The 16,422-nt window shown below is 47.9% G+C and carries 16 protein-coding genes; all 16 read right to left on the minus strand.

What is annotated here, in order from left to right; all coding sequences use genetic code 11:
* Nucleotides 1-72 precede the first annotated feature (72 nt).
* The 16 genes from pepT to HP399_RS16130 all read right to left on the minus strand — a co-directional run bounded on the left by pepT (nucleotide 73) and on the right by HP399_RS16130 (nucleotide 16,310).
* Nucleotides 73-1,305, minus strand: coding sequence for a peptidase T (pepT, locus tag HP399_RS16055; protein WP_173617551.1), 1,233 nt, complete (start codon nucleotides 1,303-1,305; stop codon nucleotides 73-75).
* A 241-nt stretch (nucleotides 1,306-1,546) separates the two neighbouring features.
* Nucleotides 1,547-1,861, minus strand: a complete 315-nt coding sequence (locus tag HP399_RS16060) for an ArsR/SmtB family transcription factor (protein WP_173617552.1) — start codon at nucleotides 1,859-1,861, stop codon at nucleotides 1,547-1,549.
* A gap of 156 nt (nucleotides 1,862-2,017) precedes the next feature.
* Nucleotides 2,018-2,503: an SRPBCC family protein gene (locus HP399_RS16065; RefSeq protein ID WP_173617553.1), complete on the minus strand. Its 486-nt coding sequence runs from the start codon at nucleotides 2,501-2,503 to the stop codon at nucleotides 2,018-2,020.
* 200 nt (nucleotides 2,504-2,703) lie between these two features.
* Nucleotides 2,704-3,270 carry a dihydrofolate reductase family protein gene (locus HP399_RS16070; protein ID WP_173617554.1) on the minus strand — a complete coding sequence of 189 codons (567 nt, stop codon included), beginning with the start codon at nucleotides 3,268-3,270 and terminating at the stop codon, nucleotides 2,704-2,706.
* A gap of 240 nt (nucleotides 3,271-3,510) precedes the next feature.
* Nucleotides 3,511-4,353: a diaminopimelate epimerase gene (gene dapF / locus HP399_RS16075; protein WP_173617555.1), complete on the minus strand. Its 843-nt coding sequence runs from the start codon at nucleotides 4,351-4,353 to the stop codon at nucleotides 3,511-3,513.
* A 67-nt stretch (nucleotides 4,354-4,420) separates the two neighbouring features.
* Nucleotides 4,421-5,404, minus strand: a complete 984-nt coding sequence (locus HP399_RS16080; protein ID WP_173617556.1) for an ABC transporter ATP-binding protein — start codon at nucleotides 5,402-5,404, stop codon at nucleotides 4,421-4,423.
* On the minus strand, nucleotides 5,401-6,396 hold the full coding sequence (locus HP399_RS16085; RefSeq protein WP_173617557.1) for an ABC transporter ATP-binding protein: 996 nt from the start codon (nucleotides 6,394-6,396) through the stop codon (nucleotides 5,401-5,403). Before HP399_RS16085 ends, HP399_RS16080 begins: the two co-directional genes overlap by 4 nt.
* A 36-nt stretch (nucleotides 6,397-6,432) precedes the next feature.
* Entirely contained in the window at nucleotides 6,433-7,317 is an 885-nt protein-coding gene (locus HP399_RS16090) for an ABC transporter permease (RefSeq protein ID WP_173617558.1), read from the minus strand.
* Nucleotide 7,318: 1 nt separating this feature from the next.
* Nucleotides 7,319-8,257 carry a nickel ABC transporter permease gene (gene nikB, locus HP399_RS16095; RefSeq protein WP_173617559.1) on the minus strand — a complete coding sequence of 313 codons (939 nt, stop codon included), beginning with the start codon at nucleotides 8,255-8,257 and terminating at the stop codon, nucleotides 7,319-7,321.
* 46 nt (nucleotides 8,258-8,303) lie between these two features.
* Nucleotides 8,304-9,605, minus strand: a complete 1,302-nt coding sequence (locus HP399_RS16100; RefSeq protein WP_173617560.1) for a serine hydrolase domain-containing protein — start codon at nucleotides 9,603-9,605, stop codon at nucleotides 8,304-8,306.
* A gap of 31 nt (nucleotides 9,606-9,636) precedes the next feature.
* The gene (locus tag HP399_RS16105) at nucleotides 9,637-11,280 is read right to left on the minus strand and encodes an ABC transporter substrate-binding protein (protein ID WP_173617561.1); all 1,644 of its coding nucleotides are present in this window, start codon (nucleotides 11,278-11,280) and stop codon (nucleotides 9,637-9,639) included.
* Between the two features lie 42 nt (nucleotides 11,281-11,322).
* Complete coding sequence (locus tag HP399_RS16110) at nucleotides 11,323-12,402, minus strand: M42 family metallopeptidase (RefSeq protein ID WP_173617562.1); 1,080 nt, start codon at nucleotides 12,400-12,402, stop codon at nucleotides 11,323-11,325.
* A gap of 25 nt (nucleotides 12,403-12,427) precedes the next feature.
* The gene (locus HP399_RS16115) at nucleotides 12,428-13,993 is read right to left on the minus strand and encodes an AMP-binding protein (protein ID WP_228088563.1); all 1,566 of its coding nucleotides are present in this window, start codon (nucleotides 13,991-13,993) and stop codon (nucleotides 12,428-12,430) included.
* A gap of 26 nt (nucleotides 13,994-14,019) precedes the next feature.
* Nucleotides 14,020-14,790 carry an enoyl-CoA hydratase/isomerase family protein gene (locus HP399_RS16120; protein ID WP_173617564.1) on the minus strand — a complete coding sequence of 257 codons (771 nt, stop codon included), beginning with the start codon at nucleotides 14,788-14,790 and terminating at the stop codon, nucleotides 14,020-14,022.
* Nucleotides 14,777-15,661, minus strand: a complete 885-nt coding sequence (locus HP399_RS16125; protein ID WP_173617565.1) for an amidohydrolase family protein — start codon at nucleotides 15,659-15,661, stop codon at nucleotides 14,777-14,779. Before HP399_RS16125 ends, HP399_RS16120 begins: the two co-directional genes overlap by 14 nt.
* Nucleotides 15,648-16,310 (minus strand): TetR/AcrR family transcriptional regulator, encoded by a 663-nt coding sequence (locus tag HP399_RS16130; RefSeq protein WP_173617566.1) that lies wholly within the window; start codon nucleotides 16,308-16,310, stop codon nucleotides 15,648-15,650. The genes HP399_RS16125 and HP399_RS16130 overlap by 14 nt, the downstream gene beginning before the upstream one ends.
* Between the last annotated feature and the right edge of the window lie 112 nt (nucleotides 16,311-16,422).

Genomic DNA, 16,422 nt, shown 5'->3' on the forward strand with positions numbered 1-16,422 from the left:
ATAACATCCCCTATGCAATTTCTACCCCTAGGACATCCACGTAAAAATGCTACACATGAAGGATAGCCGTCTTCAGGATCTTTGCTCATACAGCTTAACAATCTCGATGATGGTTTTTACAGCCTTCACCATATTGTCAACGGAAACATACTCGAACCGTCCGTGGTAGTTTTCTCCGCCTGTGAAAACATTCGGTGTTGGCAATCCCATGTAGGATAGCTGGGAGCCATCCGTGCCACCGCGAATCGGCTGAATAATCGGCACGATTCCGAGGTTTTCTAGTGCTTGTGTAGCGATGTCCACTACTTCCATTACAGGCTCAATCTTTTCCCGCATATTGAAGTATTCGTCTTTGATTTCGAGCTCAATTCGCTTCTCTCCGTATTTTTTCTGTAATTCTTCCACAATACGAGTCAGTTCGGACTTTCTTTCCTGAAACCGATTACAATCGTGATCCCGGATCAAATAACGAAGCTGAGTTTGTTCGACGTCACCTTGAATGGAAAACAGATGATAGAAGCCTTCGTAACCCTCCGTCTCCTCAGGAGTTTCATTAGCTGGCAGCCTTCCATGCAGCTCCATAGCTATTTTAGCAGCGTTGACCATTTTACCTTTGGCTGAGCCGGGGTGAACATTCTTCCCTTTACAGGTAATGATCGCTGATGCAGCATTAAAGCTCTCGTACTCGATCCCGCCAAGAGGGCCACCATCCATCGTGTAAGCATATACTGCGTCGAATGCGGACACATCAAACTTGTCTGGGCCTCTGCCGATTTCTTCATCAGGGGTAAAAGCTACTCTTACTTTCCCGTGTTTTCGTTCTGGATGTCGAATCAGATAAGCCATAGCGGTCATGATTTCGGCAATACCGGCTTTATCATCCGCGCCAAGTAATGTGGTACCATCTGTCGTGATTAAGGTATGGCCTTTGTAGCCAGCCAGCTCTGAAAACTCGCGCGGTGTAAGGACAATATTCAGTACTTCATTCAAGACAATGTCTTGTCCGTTATAATTTTCAATGACTTGCGGCTTCACGCCAGCGCCGGTAAAATCGGTGGCCGTATCCATATGAGCAAGAAAACCGATTGTTGGAATTTCTTTGTCTGTATTGGACGGTAGGGTCGCCATTACATAACCGTTCGAATCCATCGTAACTTCCTGCATACCTATGGCTTTCAGCTCGTCTACGAGCATTTGGGCAAGCACTAGCTGCCCTGGTGTAGAGGGGCAAGTTTCGCTGTTCTCATCGGATTGTGTATCAACTTGTGCGTAAGAGATGAATCTATTCATGATTTCCGTTTTCATGGTCTTATCTCAACTCCAGTACAATTAGTCAAAAGAGGCAATCTCGTGACAAATTCTACCACGATCCCCGTCTATTCTTCAATCCGTACGCCATATAGAACGATTGAACTCGGTTGTCCATGGTATACAGCCAGTTGTCTTCATGCTTCCAGTTCAAACGAACGGACTGCACAAATAGCCCACTATGCTCTCCGTAACAGGAGGGGTGGGCTATTCAAGGTTTCAAACTGTCTTCGCTTATTTATTCTTCCGTGTGGTCAAGAAATGTCTCAAGCTCATCCAGCTTGCTCGACCAGAAGTGACGATATGACTCCAGCCATTGATCGACCTCTTGGAGAGGTTCCGGCCGTATCGAATAGATGCTTTTTTGCGCAACCGATCGCACAGTAACCAAACCAGCTTCCCGCATGATTCGCAAATGTTTGGAAACACCCGGTTGACTTAACTGACACTTGTCTACGAGCTCACCAACTGAGCGATCACGGATACGCAGGAAATCAAGCATAGTCCGTCTGTGCGGCTCAGCCAAAATTTCAAATATATTCATGGTTTTCATTGTAATCCCTGCTTTTATTGTTGTAATTTCATGAAGTTGGCCGTTCTTTTTGCGTACTGCTCTGTCATCGGTATCTCCAAATCATGCCGTGGGACAAATCCTTAAGTAAGCCCATGCTCCAAGTAATATTTCAGTAAAGTCAATGCTTCACCCCATTCAACTTAAATTAGAATTAGAAGCATATTTCTCGCGTATTTCCTTCATGCGTTCCCAAGGAAACTGGCGAAACTGTTCATGAAGGACGATATCCAGCACATCAAGATGCACATGCCAGCCCGCCAAAAAATCGGGAACAATAGCGGGTCCGTTAAATGTGTGTGTGAGATGTAGAAGGCACCCTTCCCCTTCTTCCTTTAGACTCCATCGCACTATAGAGTGTCCCGATGTTTGCTCTAGCCATGTGTACTCCAACTCGTAAGGGGGATCGACTTTGGTGAAATGGCCATGTACGAGATCTCCATTCTCCCACCGAAATGCAAGTTTGCCGTCCACATTCAAATCCAACTCAGTCTGCACGGTTAGCCATTTGGCAAGTTGCTCTGGGCTCGTGATCGCTCTCCATACTTTTTCTACCGGATGGTTCAAATAACGCTCGAAGCTAACGACACGGCGTCCATCCATCTGTATAATCTTTCCGTCCATACAATCCCTCCGAGACTTCAAATTTACTGTTATTGGTAATTATATTACCATTTGGTTATATAACTACAAAGTGATGAAGTGAATAATGTAACCTCCAGCCCCATAAAAATTGGCTTTGGACTGACTCTGAAAAATAAAACAGCGGCGACTCAAGACCTGAAAATGCAGTCTTGGACTCACCGCTGTTTTGATTGAAATATCTATCCAGTATATGATTTCCCATTCAAATGATAGATGAGTTGCACAACGCCAGAGGAGAACGTTTTTGTATTCACCAAACTCAAATTCAACCTCTGTTTTATATCTATAAACAACGGTTTTCCTTCTCCCAAAATAACAGGGAGAACAGATAATCGAAATTCATCGACAAGCCCTAAATTGATAAAAGTTGTAATAAGACTGGCTCCACCATATAGCCAGATGTCTTTGCCAGGCATGTTCTTTAATTGATTGACTACTTCAAGAATATGATCGTTGATGAATATTGCTTTATGATCAGTCCCTTTTTGTGTCTTGGAAAACACATATTTTTCTTTACTATGAACCAATGCCCAAATCTCTTTTTCCGTATCCGTATGTTCTATTTCTGGCGTAAATTGTCCCCATAAATCATAACTTTTTCTTCCATAAAGAATAGTGTCGATTTGATGTAAGAAATGAACAAACCCCATTTCGTCGTCCATTATGCACCAATCAACTTCCCCATTTTTCCCTTCAATAAAACCATCTAAAGTAACGGCTAAATCTAAAATGATTTTTCGCTTCATAAATAGTTCTCCTTTCGTTGATCTACCACCCATTTTAGACTTTTAAATATGTCATCTTGTGTCTTATTCCTAGTGTAAAAACAGCTCACTTCATTGGCGATAGATGCCATTGAGTGAGCTGTTTTATGAGGTACGGCTATTTCATTATCGTGCTCCATGCAACGAAAGTGGATTTGATGGATTACTTCAAGTATCTTCCCGTGATCGACTGTTCCACATGGATGATATTGTGTGGCGTTCTCATGTCCATGCATCGGGCAACAAATGTCCTTCTGCTACCAGCTTCGAGTTGCCTTCCAAGTAAACGGATTCGGCAGCATAATCTGTGAGATGGTAAGAAATTTTAAGGGGTCCCCCTCGAGTGAGCAGGTTCACAGAGGTGTCTACATGTCCTAAAATACCGGCAATGATTGCTGCAGCAGTCGATCCGGAACCGCACGCGTAGGTCTCTGCCTCTACTCCGCGCTCATAGGTTCTGATGCTAAGCGTTTGCCTATCAATCAGTTCCACAAAATTTACATTCGTACCATTGGGAAACTGCTGCTGATCATTTCTGACCATTCGTCCCCATTCTCTGAGCTGGTCGTCCGCTATCGCGAAAACATTTTCGACAAACCAGACCGTGTGGGGAACTCCGACAACACCGTAATGGTAGACGCCGCTTGGTCCGTCCCACTCATATGGTTGATTCAGCTTCAGCGCTTGCAATTGAACGTCGGGGAACTTGACATTCACGCCGTTCTGATTCAGCTCTGCCTGATAGATGCCGGCCATCGTTTCGAAACTCATCTTCGCCTTGGCTGCTCCGATGTGGTAAGCAAAGCGCGACATGCACCTTGCACCGTTGCCACACATTTCTCCTTCACTGCCATCTGCGTTAAAATACCTCATCTTAAAATCGGCGATGTTGGAGTTCTCCAGCAGCATGAACCCATCCGCACCGATTGAAGTGCCCCGCCTGCATACATTTTGGACAAAGGCTGAAAGCGCAACCTCGTTCAACATGCCATCGCGATTGTCTACTACAATAAAGTCGTTGCCACAGCCATTCATTTTTTTAAACGGGATCCCAAGATCAAACATTTCACTCCTCCTTTTATCCGATGTACCGTGCAAAAAAGTTCCAGGATTATGGAGCAGTCACCTTGCTTTAAGAAGGATCGATTGCGGGAAATGATTGATAGAGATGACAAGCGACTGATTGCCCTTCTATTTCACACAGCTTTGGCAACTCGACTTTGCATATTTCCATTCTAGAACGGCAGCGCGGATGGAATTTACATCCCTCCGGCGGATTAGACGGAGACGGGAGATCGCCCGTCAACACAATTTGCTCGCGCGTATCATCAGGATCGGTAATGGGTTTGGCTGAAAGTAATGCTTGTGTATAGGGATGCAGCGGTCGTTCAAACAGCTTCTCTTTCTCAGCATACTCGATGATTTCACCTAAATACATGACCGCCACTTTATCGGCAATGTGCTCAACTACGCTCAAATCATGCGAAATGAAGACATAGGTCAAGGAAAATTGTTCTTGCAAATCCTGCAGCAAATTAAGGATTTGCGATTGAATCGACACATCTAGGGCGGAGACAGGCTCATCTGCGATAATCAGCTTTGGCCGAAGAATCAGGGCACGGGCGATGCCAATTCGTTGTCTTTGCCCTCCGGAAAATTCGTGAGGATAGCGAGATAGATGCTGCTTGCTCATGCCGACAATCTCAATCGTTTCTTCCAGTAGCGCTTGTCGCTGCTCTCGGGGAATACAGTGCGAAATCAGCGGCTCTGTCAAGATGTGCCCGATCGTTAGTTTCGGGTTCAATGTTTCAAATGGATTTTGAAAAACCATTTGCATATTTCGCCTTACTGCACGCATTTCATTTTTGTTCATTTTTCCTATTTCGTTACCTTGAAAACGAATTTCGCCTTGGACTGGATCCAGCAAACGCAGAATACATTTTCCCAATGTAGACTTTCCGCAGCCTGACTCCCCGACAATCCCCAGCGTTTCTCCTTCATAGACGCTCACATCAATCCCGTTTAGAGCATGAACATAATGCGGTTGTTGAAACCACCCTTTTTTCATGCGAAACAGCTTGCGTAGCCCTTTCACTTCCAGGATTGGAGTCGTCATCCACCTACCACCGAGCTTTCCTGTTCATAATCCTTGTCTTGGGTAAATAACCAGCATCGACAAGAAGAATGCTGATCCACTGGATGGAGCACAGGGTTTCGCTCCCAACATATCGCCATCACTCTATCGCATCGCGGGGCAAAACGGCATCCATTGGGTTTGTTTTCCGGTGTCGGCACACTGCCTTCTATGCTGTGAAGCCTCTTTGCGCGTTTCCTTGGTGTCGATTGGAGCAAACCTACGGTGTAAGGGTGCTTCGGATTGCGCAGCAACGAGCGTACGTCCGCTGTTTCAATCGCTTGTCCCGCATACATCACCATGACGCGGTCGCATACTTCAGCGACCACCCCTAAATCATGCGTAATCATGATCACTGACATGCCGATATCCCTTCTGATTTTTTTGATCAGATTCAAGATTTGCGCTTGAATTGTCACATCCAATGCGGTCGTCGGTTCATCAGCGATCAGTAATGACGGATTGCATGCGATCGCCATGGCAATCATCACCCGCTGCCTCATTCCTCCTGACAAACGATGCGGGTAATCCCTGTAAATCTCTTCCGCTCGGGAGATGCCCACCAAGGTAAGCAAATCCAGTACCCGTTGCTTTACCGCCGCTTTGCTTTCACCCTCATGCTCGTGCAGTACCTCACTGATTTGTCGGCCGATCTTCAACACCGGATTTAACGAATGCATCGGTTCCTGAAAAATCATCGCCATTTCCTTGCCTCTGAGACTGCGCATCTCGGCTTCACTCATCGCAAGCACTTCCTTCCCGTTGAATCGAATGCTTCCAGTCAAAGTGGCCGTATTGTCCAACAGTCGCATGAGCGAGAGCGAAGTGACGCTCTTGCCGCACCCCGACTCTCCGACAATTCCCAGCGTCTCCCCTTTTTTCACATGTAAATCAAGCTGATCAACAACCGTAATCGTACCCGACTCTTTCGTGAACCGGGTTGTCAGCCCTGTCACTTCCAATACATTGTCCATAAATGGAGTCCCCTCTCCAATCCTCTTATTGCCCTTTTACTTTTGCGTACGAGGATCAAAAATATCACGCAAGGCATCTCCCAGTCGGTTTACTGCCAACACGACAATGGTGATGGCCAATCCCGGGTATGTCGCAAGCCACCAGGCATCGGACAAATAATCTTTTCCTTCGTTCAACATGGTCCCCCATTCGGGAGTCGGCGGCTGCGCGCCCAAGCCGATAAAGCCCAACGCAGCCGTATCAAGAATCGCTCCCCCCACGAACAGTGTCATGTAAACGAACAATACATTCGTAATATTGGGGAGAACCTGGAAAAGAATGATCCACCAACTCGGCGTCCCGATCGATCTGCTGGCTTCCACATATCCAGAAGACATGATCACGAGCGTCGCTGCCCTGATCAGACGAGCAAAGCTGGGAATCGAAGAAATACCGATTGCGATCATCGCATTGGTTTGACTCGGTCCAAGCGCCGCGACAATGGCCAAGGCCAAAATGATCCCCGGCAAGGCGAGCAAAATATCCATAATCCGCATGAGCAGGTGATCAATAAATCCTCCCACATACGCACTGATGACACCAATCATCGTTCCTGCCGATACTGTGATGCCGACCGCCATGACAGCAACCACAAGCGTAACGCGCGTTCCGTATAAAATACGGGAAAACAAATCGCGGCCGATCGCATCCGTTCCGAGAACATGCTTGGCAGACGGGCCTTGCAAAAAGGCTTCGTAATTACTTTCAGTAGGGTCATAAGGAGCGATCCAAGGCCCGACGATTCCGATCGCAGAAATGAGTAAAAGCACCACCAAGCTTAGTTTTGCTGCTCGTTGTTTCTTGATTTTTCCCCAAAAGGCAAGCTTGGGAAAAATCGGGGACTTGGCTTGCGGCGCGACGGTTTTGCTCACCTCATTCAAGTTACCGCCCCTCCTTTTCCGTAATGAGGTCGACACGCGGATCAATCAAACCATAGAGGAGGTCGACCATCATATTTACCAAGACATAGACAAAGCCCATAAGCAGCACAATGCCCTGAATCATCGGAAAATCACGGGCTGAAATCGCACGGATAGCCAATGTGCCGATTCCAGGCCAGTTGAACACTTGTTCGATTATCACCGCCCCGCCCAGCAGAGTCGCGATTTGCAAGCCTACCACCGTAACAACAGGAATCATGACATTGCACAAGGCGTGTCGGAATAGGATGATCGACTCTCTCAATCCCTTGGCCCGTGCCGTTCGAATGTAATCATGGGAAAGCACTTCGACCATACCGGAACGCGTCAGGCGACTGATCATCGCGGAAGACAAAATGCCCAAGGTACAAGCAGGCAAAACAAGATCCTTCCATCCCGTACCGCCCGCGATTGGAAACCAGCCTAATTGAACGGAAAAAAACATGATTACGATTAACCCCAGCCAGAAGCTCGGCAGCGATAATCCGATCGAAGCTACCGCCATCAGCATAAAGTCCACGAGCGTATTTTTGTATTTCGCAGCGATAATTCCCATCGCTAAGCCAATCGCGACCGCGATGCCAATCCCAGCGAAGGCTAGCTTGGCCGTTACCGGAAACCGTTCCATAATTTCCACGATGACAGGTCTTTCTGTTTGTAAGGAAGTCCCGAAATCCCCTTGGATGACTTTTTCCATGTAGGTCAGGTACTGATGAGGAAGGGGCTGATTTAGCCCCATTTGTTCACGTAACTGTTCCACTTGTGCTTTTGTAGCCTTTTCCCCTAACATGATCCGTACCGGATCTCCAGGAATAAAATGAACGAGCGCAAACGAAAAGATGGAAATGCCGAGGAGGACAATCACTCCTGATAGCATCCGATTTAACAAATACTGTTTCATGATTCGTTCACTCCTCTCTTCCAGAATGCGTATTCATTGCTTACGGCTAAACTCGCTTGGGAATTTGGCGATAGGAGCCCATCATGCGAATGACCGTTTGACTTCCGTCTCGTATAAAGCGTACGGTTTGATCCGACCCTTCAACGTTCGTGAGAAAAACGTCTTCGTCGATAGCTTTTAAAGAGAATGAGTCCGAATGATCGACCGTTACGATCAGCGTGCCTGCATCCACGCTTACCTGTAGATGAATACCTTCCATAGAGCCGTACTCGCCCGCATATTCAAGCAGACGATCTGTCGGGAGGTCATATTCCTTATACGTGACATGCGTTGATTTCGCAGGACGATTCTCGATACAGTGAAACGTGCCATGTGCCAATGCGGCAGCCGGCGAACCGCTGAGATTGGTGAGCGCCACGGCAGCCAATCCGTTCTCGGGGATGATGCTCATGTAGGCTTGGATCCCTTTCTCTCTGCCGCTATGGCCCAGCATCAAAGCACCGTAGAAATTGGGTGTAATCGCTACACCATACCCGTAATATTGGTTATGTTCGCATCGGAAATAAGGGGTGGTCATCTGCTGCACACTTTCCGTGCGAAGAATTCGTTCCTTGCCAATCAAACCTTTCGTTCGAAACAGCTCGGTGTATCTCATCATGTCGGTGAGCGTTGATTTTAATCCGCCGGATGATTGAAACGGCGGTGTCTCAAATAGCGGTGTCCTATCCTCGTACCCGTGCAACTCCACCAAAGAAAAGCAACTATGCTGCATTCCCGCTGGTTGAAGGATATGCTCCTTCATGTACGTCGAATATGGCTTGCCGCTTGCCCGCTCAACAATTGCTCCCAGTAGCGTATAGCAATCATTGGAATAACTGAACTCCGTACCTGGTGCGCCCAATAAAGTAAATTCCAGTTGTGCCAGATAGGTCATCAATTCCTCATAGGTGTTCATTCCATGCTTGAGTGCTTCATCGACGCAAGATAATGGCGGCAAACCGGAGGAATGGGTTAGAAAGTTGTGAATGGTGATTGCTTCCGTTCCACTTCCCGTTTTCACATGAAACTCTGGCAAAAAGCGGGAAACAGGATCTGCAACCGTCAGTTTTCCGGCTTCCTGTAGCTGCATGATCGCAATAGCGGTGAACGATTTCGTAATCGAAGCGATTCCGAATATCGTATCAACTGTCGCTACCTGACATTGCTCGGCATCACGATAGCCGAAGCCTTTGGCATAAACGAGCTGTCCGTTTTTGGCCACTCCTATTGCAGCTCCAGGCACCTTGCTTTCCATCATTGTTTCTCGGACAAACTCCTCATAACTCACGATCCATTCCTGATTGTTCATGACCTGTTCTCCTTGTTTTTTGTTTCCACGCTTACTTAACCCACACGTCCTGATACAATTTCAGTCCGGATGGATCAAGCATCAGACCCTGAACACGGTTATTTACCACGACAAATCGTTTTTCCGTGTAAATGGGAATCCAAAAAGCCTCCTCCACAGAGCGCTTCTGAAGATCTTCATAGATTTTCGCTCTATCGTCGCTCTTCATCGTCACCTGTCCCTTTTCCAGCAAGGAATCGATCGTTTTGTCATGGATGGCTGAACGATTCATCCCACCGATCTGAGTTGAATGCATGAACGGAAACAAGATATCAGGGTCATCAGCGACGTATCCATCCAGCGCCAAGTCAAATGTGCCGGCAGCAGTTAACTGGTCAACTGCGCTACCTTCCAGAGTAATGATTTTCACGTCTACCCCAATCGCTTTGAACATTCCTTGCATCAACTGGGCAGGTTGAGACCATACTTCCATACTCAACATTTCGAGATGAAGCGGTTTTCCTGCTTTCTCCCTTATCCCTTGTGCATTCAGTTTCCATCCGGCTTCTTCCAGGAGCTTCACCGCTTCCTCGGGGTTGTATTTGTATGCATATTGGGCAATGGATTGATCGTATCCGAACAAATTTGCTGGCAGCGGACCATCTGCAACAATTCCTTCGCCTTGCAGATGCGACTGCACGATAGCATCTTTCTTTACTGCCATTTGTAACGCTTTGCGTACGCTTTTATCTTGTAAAATCTCGCTGTTCAAGTTCAGCTCGACAAACAGTCCCAAGCCGCGCTTTGTCTGCTCAAGTACTGTAAAACGATTGTTGTTCTTGAATTTCTTCGCGTCTTTCGCAGGCAGATCAGCGATGTCGATGGTTCCACTTTCCAAAGCAGCGACAGCCGTTTGCGGATTTCGAATCAATTTCAGAACTAATTTGTCTGGCCTCGGTGGTCCTTGATTTTTAAAGAAGGGCGTTGCCCAGCGATACGCATCATTTAGAATCAGCGTGATAGAGTCTCCTGATTTCCAGCTCTCCATCTTCCATGGACCGACACCGACCGGATTCCTTCCGTATTGATCCCCAAACTTTTGCACCGCGTCCACCGAGAGCGGCTGCATCCAGCTCGCGGAAGTGAAATAGGTGAGAAGCGTGGCAGACGGTTCATTCAACTCCAAAATAAGGGTCTGATCATCTGGTGTTTTGATCGATTTGATGATGCCAAGAACCATCCCTACGCCTTTGGGAGCGATTTCCGGAGACATGGCCCGCTCAAACGTTCGCTTGTACGCCTGTGCAGTAAGCAGTGTCCCATCATGAAAGGTAACGCCTTGGCGAATGCGAAATGTCCATGTCTTCCCATCTTCCGAAATGGAGTACGATTCGGCCAGATGAGGCTTGACCTCATTTGTTTGGGGGTCTCTGTAAAGCAGAGCCCCCCCTAGATTGAGTGCGACCGCCTCCGTGCTTAACGCTGTCGATTTGTGGACATCCAGTGTATCTGGTTCACTGCCGATCGCAACAGTGATCGTTCCGCCCTTTTTCTCGGATATATTGGCATCTCTTTTTCCTTCATCAGTATCTGGTTTCGTGGCTAGCGTACCGCAGCCGGCCACACCTGCCAGCAGTACGAAACAAGAAAGGACAATGCTCACAAACGTGGCGGTTTCCCGCTTTCTTATCCCCATGAATGACACCACTCTCCCATGTTTGGAACATATCCTTGCCTCCTACGATCTGAGCCATTCAACCGTTTTTTGATCCAGCTTTTTGACGAGAGCCGTCAGTAATTTCACCGTATTTTCCACATCATCATGATGGAGAATCGAAGCGTGGCTGTGAATGTAACGCGCTGGGATTGCGATGACGATGGATGGAGCCCCTTTGCCAACCATATGAGCAGCTCCTGCGTCCGTACCCGCACCTGCAATAGCAGCATATTGATAAGGGATGCCTTCCTCTTCAGCCGTATCAAATAACAGATCCCGCAATTTCCGATTGGGCACGAGCGAGCCATCGAATAGACCAATCGTAGGCCCGCCACCGCACTTGATATCAGGCAAATTAGGAGAGTCGGCGCTTCCTGGCGTGTCAAACGTTATCCCCGTCTCCAATGCAATGAATATATCTGGCTGCACCATATACGTGCTCGTGAATGCGCCGCGGCATCCCACTTCTTCTTGTGCAGTAGCGCCGCTAAATACGATGTTGGGGTGATCCGTTTCTTGCAACTGTTTCATTACTTCAATGGCTGTCAGGCAACCGCCGCGATTATCGAGCGCTTTTGCCATATACATCTTGTCATTCGCCATCACCGTGAAAGGGCAGATCGGCACAATCGGATCACCTGGGCGAATTCCCAGCTCCTTCGCTTGTTCTGCACTGGATGCTCCGATATCAATGAACATCCGCTCGATTTCAACCACTTTCTTTCGTTCTTCCGAAGACAGCAGATGCGGCGGTTTTGACCCGATTACGCCGACAATATCCCCTTTGCTTGTTTTAATGTTCACGCGCTGTGCCAACATCACCTGCGACCACCAGCCACCAAGCGGCTGGAAGGCGATGAATCCATCCTTCATGACACGCGTTACCATGAACCCCACTTCATCCATATGGCCCATCATCATGATTTTGGGTCCATTGGCCAGGCCTGTTTTTCGCCCGATTATGCTTCCCAGATTATCTGTGAACACTTCTTCTGTAAGCGGTTCCAAATACGTATGCATTAATTCTCGCACTTCCTGTTCTTGTCCGGGAACTCCGGCAGCCTCTGTCAGCTCTTTCAGTACCTTTACCCAACTATTCATCCCTATCTTCCTTTCTATTTGCATGTTATCTCCAGCTATCATCCATGCGATCATAGGAACCGATGCGAAGATCTGCTTTTTCGTTCGCCAGTACATGCTTGGCTATACGCTCAGATGGGGTACGAGGCAATTCACTGCGGTATTCCCAATATCGTGGAACCTTGTAGTAAGCAAGATGCTCGGTGCAATAAGAGATCAATTCGTGAGGAGGCACCGTTTGGCCCGCTTTCACTACCACGTATGCCTTGATTTCTTCCCCGCGTATTTCGTCTTTCACTGGAAGGCAGGCAGCATATTGCACGGCCGGATGCATTTTCATGACTTCCTCAACCTCAGCAGCCGAAATATTTTCCCCGCTCCGGCGAATCATCTCCTTTTTTCTGCCGACATAATAGATGTATCCGTCTTCGTCCATTCGCACCAAATCTCCGGTGTGGAACCAGCCGCCCTGAAAGGCAGCGCAAGTCGCATCAGGATCTTTATAGTAGCCATCCATCATCCCCAAGCCCCGTAGGAGGAGCTCGCCAACCTCGCCCCTCGAAACGGGGTGGTTGTGAATATCAACTATGCGGACGGTCCGGTCTTTATCCGGTTTTCCGATGCAGCCTGTTCCGAGCAATCGGTCATGATCGTGTGGTTTTACCGAAATATCTCCACCTGTCTCTGTCATGCCAAAAACCTCATACCATGGCGCGCCCCATCGCTCTTCCAATTCGCGGTGCAGATGCGGGGGAATGGCCGAGCAAAGGATGGTGCGAACGTTATTTTCCCTGTCCACTGGCGAGCGTGGTGCTTTGACCATTAGCGTAGGCATGATCCCCAGGCAGTAGAAAAAGGTAACGCCATATTGCCGTACTTTCTGCCAAAAAGTAGAGGGATGAAATCGATCGAGAACCACAAGCTTTGCCCCCACAGCGATCGCACCCAGCAAATTCCATTGCGGGTCCATATAGTAAAAGGGCTGCGCCGTTAACAGTACATCTGAATTGGTCAAATTGGGATGCTGCTCGACCATCTTTTTTGCTATGGTGATCCAATATTCATGTGAAAGCATACACCCCTTGGGTAAGCCTGTCGTACCAGATGTATATTGGATGTTGACTAAAGTTTCAGGAAAAACGGTAAGCGCTGTTGGAGTCGTGGGCGCGGTTTCACACATCGTTCTGAAATCGACAGCGTTGGGATCGTCTGATTGGTCTACTGAGAGGATTGTTTTGAGGGTTTGTAAGGAAGGTCTGATCTTCTGTAGCAGGGATATAAATTCCTGTGAAGTTATGATAATGATTGCTTCGGAGTGGTGGAGGATATACTGTGCATCGTACTCTTTGTAATTTACATTTATCGGCACGATAGTCGCGCCTAGTTTTGCCAACGCCAGCCAGGTAAGCGGGAATTCCGGCTGGTTCCTCAGCATGACGGCTACCCGATCCCCATAGCCTACGCCCAGCACTTGGAGCATGTTGGCGATCTGGTTGGAACGGTCTTCTATCTCCTCAAATGACAGTTGTTCATTCCATTCATCAAAGACAAGCCCGATTTTTTCTCCCCATCGTTTGGCCGCCCGTGCCGTCAAAGACTTGATTTCTTGCATGTCCAAAAGGTTTCAGCCCTCCTTCTCTATACCGATCTTTTTTTTCGGAACCCTTCAGCCGCCTGCTTGGATTCGATCGTTTGCACGGTTGCCAGCGCATGCTCGATCTCCAATTCAAAAGCTGCCTCCAGATCGCATTGTGCCCCGCGATTTAGCGCAAATTTGGCTTTTGCAAGCGCTACTTGCGGGAGCTCAGCTAACCGTTTCGCCCACTTGTCAGCTTCTTCAGCTAACACTTTATGATCCACTACCTTGTTGATGAGTCCTAGATGCAGTGCTTGCGATGCACCGAACCTTTCGCCCGAAAACAGCAATTCTTTCGCCCGGACCAGTCCGATTGCGATGGGAAGGATATGCGAGATTCCTCCGGTAACACTAAGTCCCACACTCACTTCCGGAAAGCCAAATTCGGCATCTTGAGCGGCGATGATCAAATCGCATCCGAGCGCAAACTCACAGCCTGCTCCTAATGCATAACCATGGACCGCAGCGATCACCGGGAAAGGAACACGCTGGATCTTTCGTGTTATATCTTGAATTTTCTGTAAATTAAGACGAATCTCAGCCTCACTTGCAGGCTTTTCTTCATGACGCAAATCATGTCCTGCACAAAAAGCATTCCCGCGACCAGCCAGTATTGCTGCCCTTACTCCTTCCCGTTCCAACTTATCGAGCGATCCATACAGCTCCTCTACCAATTGTGGAATCACCGCATTTAACCGCTCGGGGCGATTCAGGTGAATCCAGCCTATCTCTTGATGGATCTCACACTCTACCACCGCCTTACGTGTTGTCATTCTTTTTTACCTCCGCCTTTATTTTGGAAAACAATGCTTTTGCATTCGAACCGAGCACCTTCTCTAGCACCTCGGGCTTTATGCTTAATTCCTTCCATTCTGCAATCGCGCGTTTCAGAGGAAATACAGGCCAGTCTGTTGCAAAGAGGATTTGATCTTGCAAGAGGTTGTTTGCTAACCTGTACATCATCTCCCACCCTGCTCCTTGCACCCCCAAATACCTTGGAGAAAGCCCGCCCAAATCCATCAGAACATTGGGGTGCTTGCGCGCTACAGCAACCATTTCTGGCACCCAGGGCCACCCCCCATGACACGCGATCAATGTTAATTCCGGAAAATCACAGGCGACTTGATCCAGCAACAGCGGGTGTTCATTCCGGATGGGATGAATCATCGAATAATTAATTCCCGTATGAATAGCAACTGCCAAGCCTAACTCGGCAGCCTTTGCGTATACGGGATATAATTTGCGATCATCGATCGGCATCTCAAAAAATGCAGGCTGGATGTTTACTCCCAGAAAACCCAGCTCTTTGATGCGGCTCACTTGTTGGACAGCGCGCATCGGTCTGAAATGCTCCATTGAAATCGTACCGAACCCTGAGAAGAGCTCGGTGTGAGCGGATATGATTTTTGCCAATGCTTCATTCAGCGCATCCCCATCCTCGCCGAATTCGTATTCTGCATGCATAATGGCGTGGTCTACTCCTGATTCTTTCATTTCTTGAATCAAATCGTCGAGCGTTTTCGCGATAGTCGATCTTACTTGTAACACCGCATCATATTGAGCGACGTACTCATTTCGCATTTCACCTATGCGTGCCTCACGGAACTGCTGTGGCAAGCGGACACGAGCATCAAGAATGTTCATGCGCAGCAGCCCCCAGCCATGGTTTCATAAAAAAACGAGCGGGTTCAGGCAGATCCAAATCGGAGACAGTCAGTTGCTGTCCGTTCCGCTTTGCCTGAACGAGTGCAAGCGCCATATCGGAAAAATTCAAGCTGATTTCTTCCAATGAATTTGGACCATCAGGCGAGTACCAATGGGCGACACCCGTGCACATTTGAAGCAAAGCCAGGACGGCAAGCTTGGTATTTTCTATCGTAAATACGCCCTGCTCTAATCCGCCCGTTAAAATACGCTGCCAGAGCAGCTCATATTCACTGCGCAACCTGGCAATTTCTACGCGCGTATCTCCTGTCAGCGCACGGAACTCGGTATCTACTACTAGCGCTGTTAGCTTGTCAATGGCATGGCTGGTAACATGAAGCTGTACAAACGCTGCCAATTGTTGTTCGGGTGCTTCAAGCTCAGCGAGCACTTCCTTTGCATTTCCAAGAAGGGTCTGTAACCCTTCTTGCATGATGGCAACGAGCAGATCCTCTTTTGTCTTCATGTAATGATAGAGGGTGGAGGAGGTTACCTCTGCTTCTAGAGCGATATCACGTATGCTGGTTGCTTCAAAACCTTTTCTTGCGAATAGCCGTAATGCTGCTTGAAATATTTTTTCTTTCGTCAAAAAAGCGCGCTCCTTTCATGTCCATTTACATGTGGCGGTTACATCATTTGCTTTTTGGGTTTTGTCGATCGATCGATCGATTGGTTGTTTGTAATCACCACTTTACTAATCA

The sequence above is a fragment of the Brevibacillus sp. DP1.3A genome (assembly GCF_013284245.2).
Classification (GTDB): domain Bacteria; phylum Bacillota; class Bacilli; order Brevibacillales; family Brevibacillaceae; genus Brevibacillus.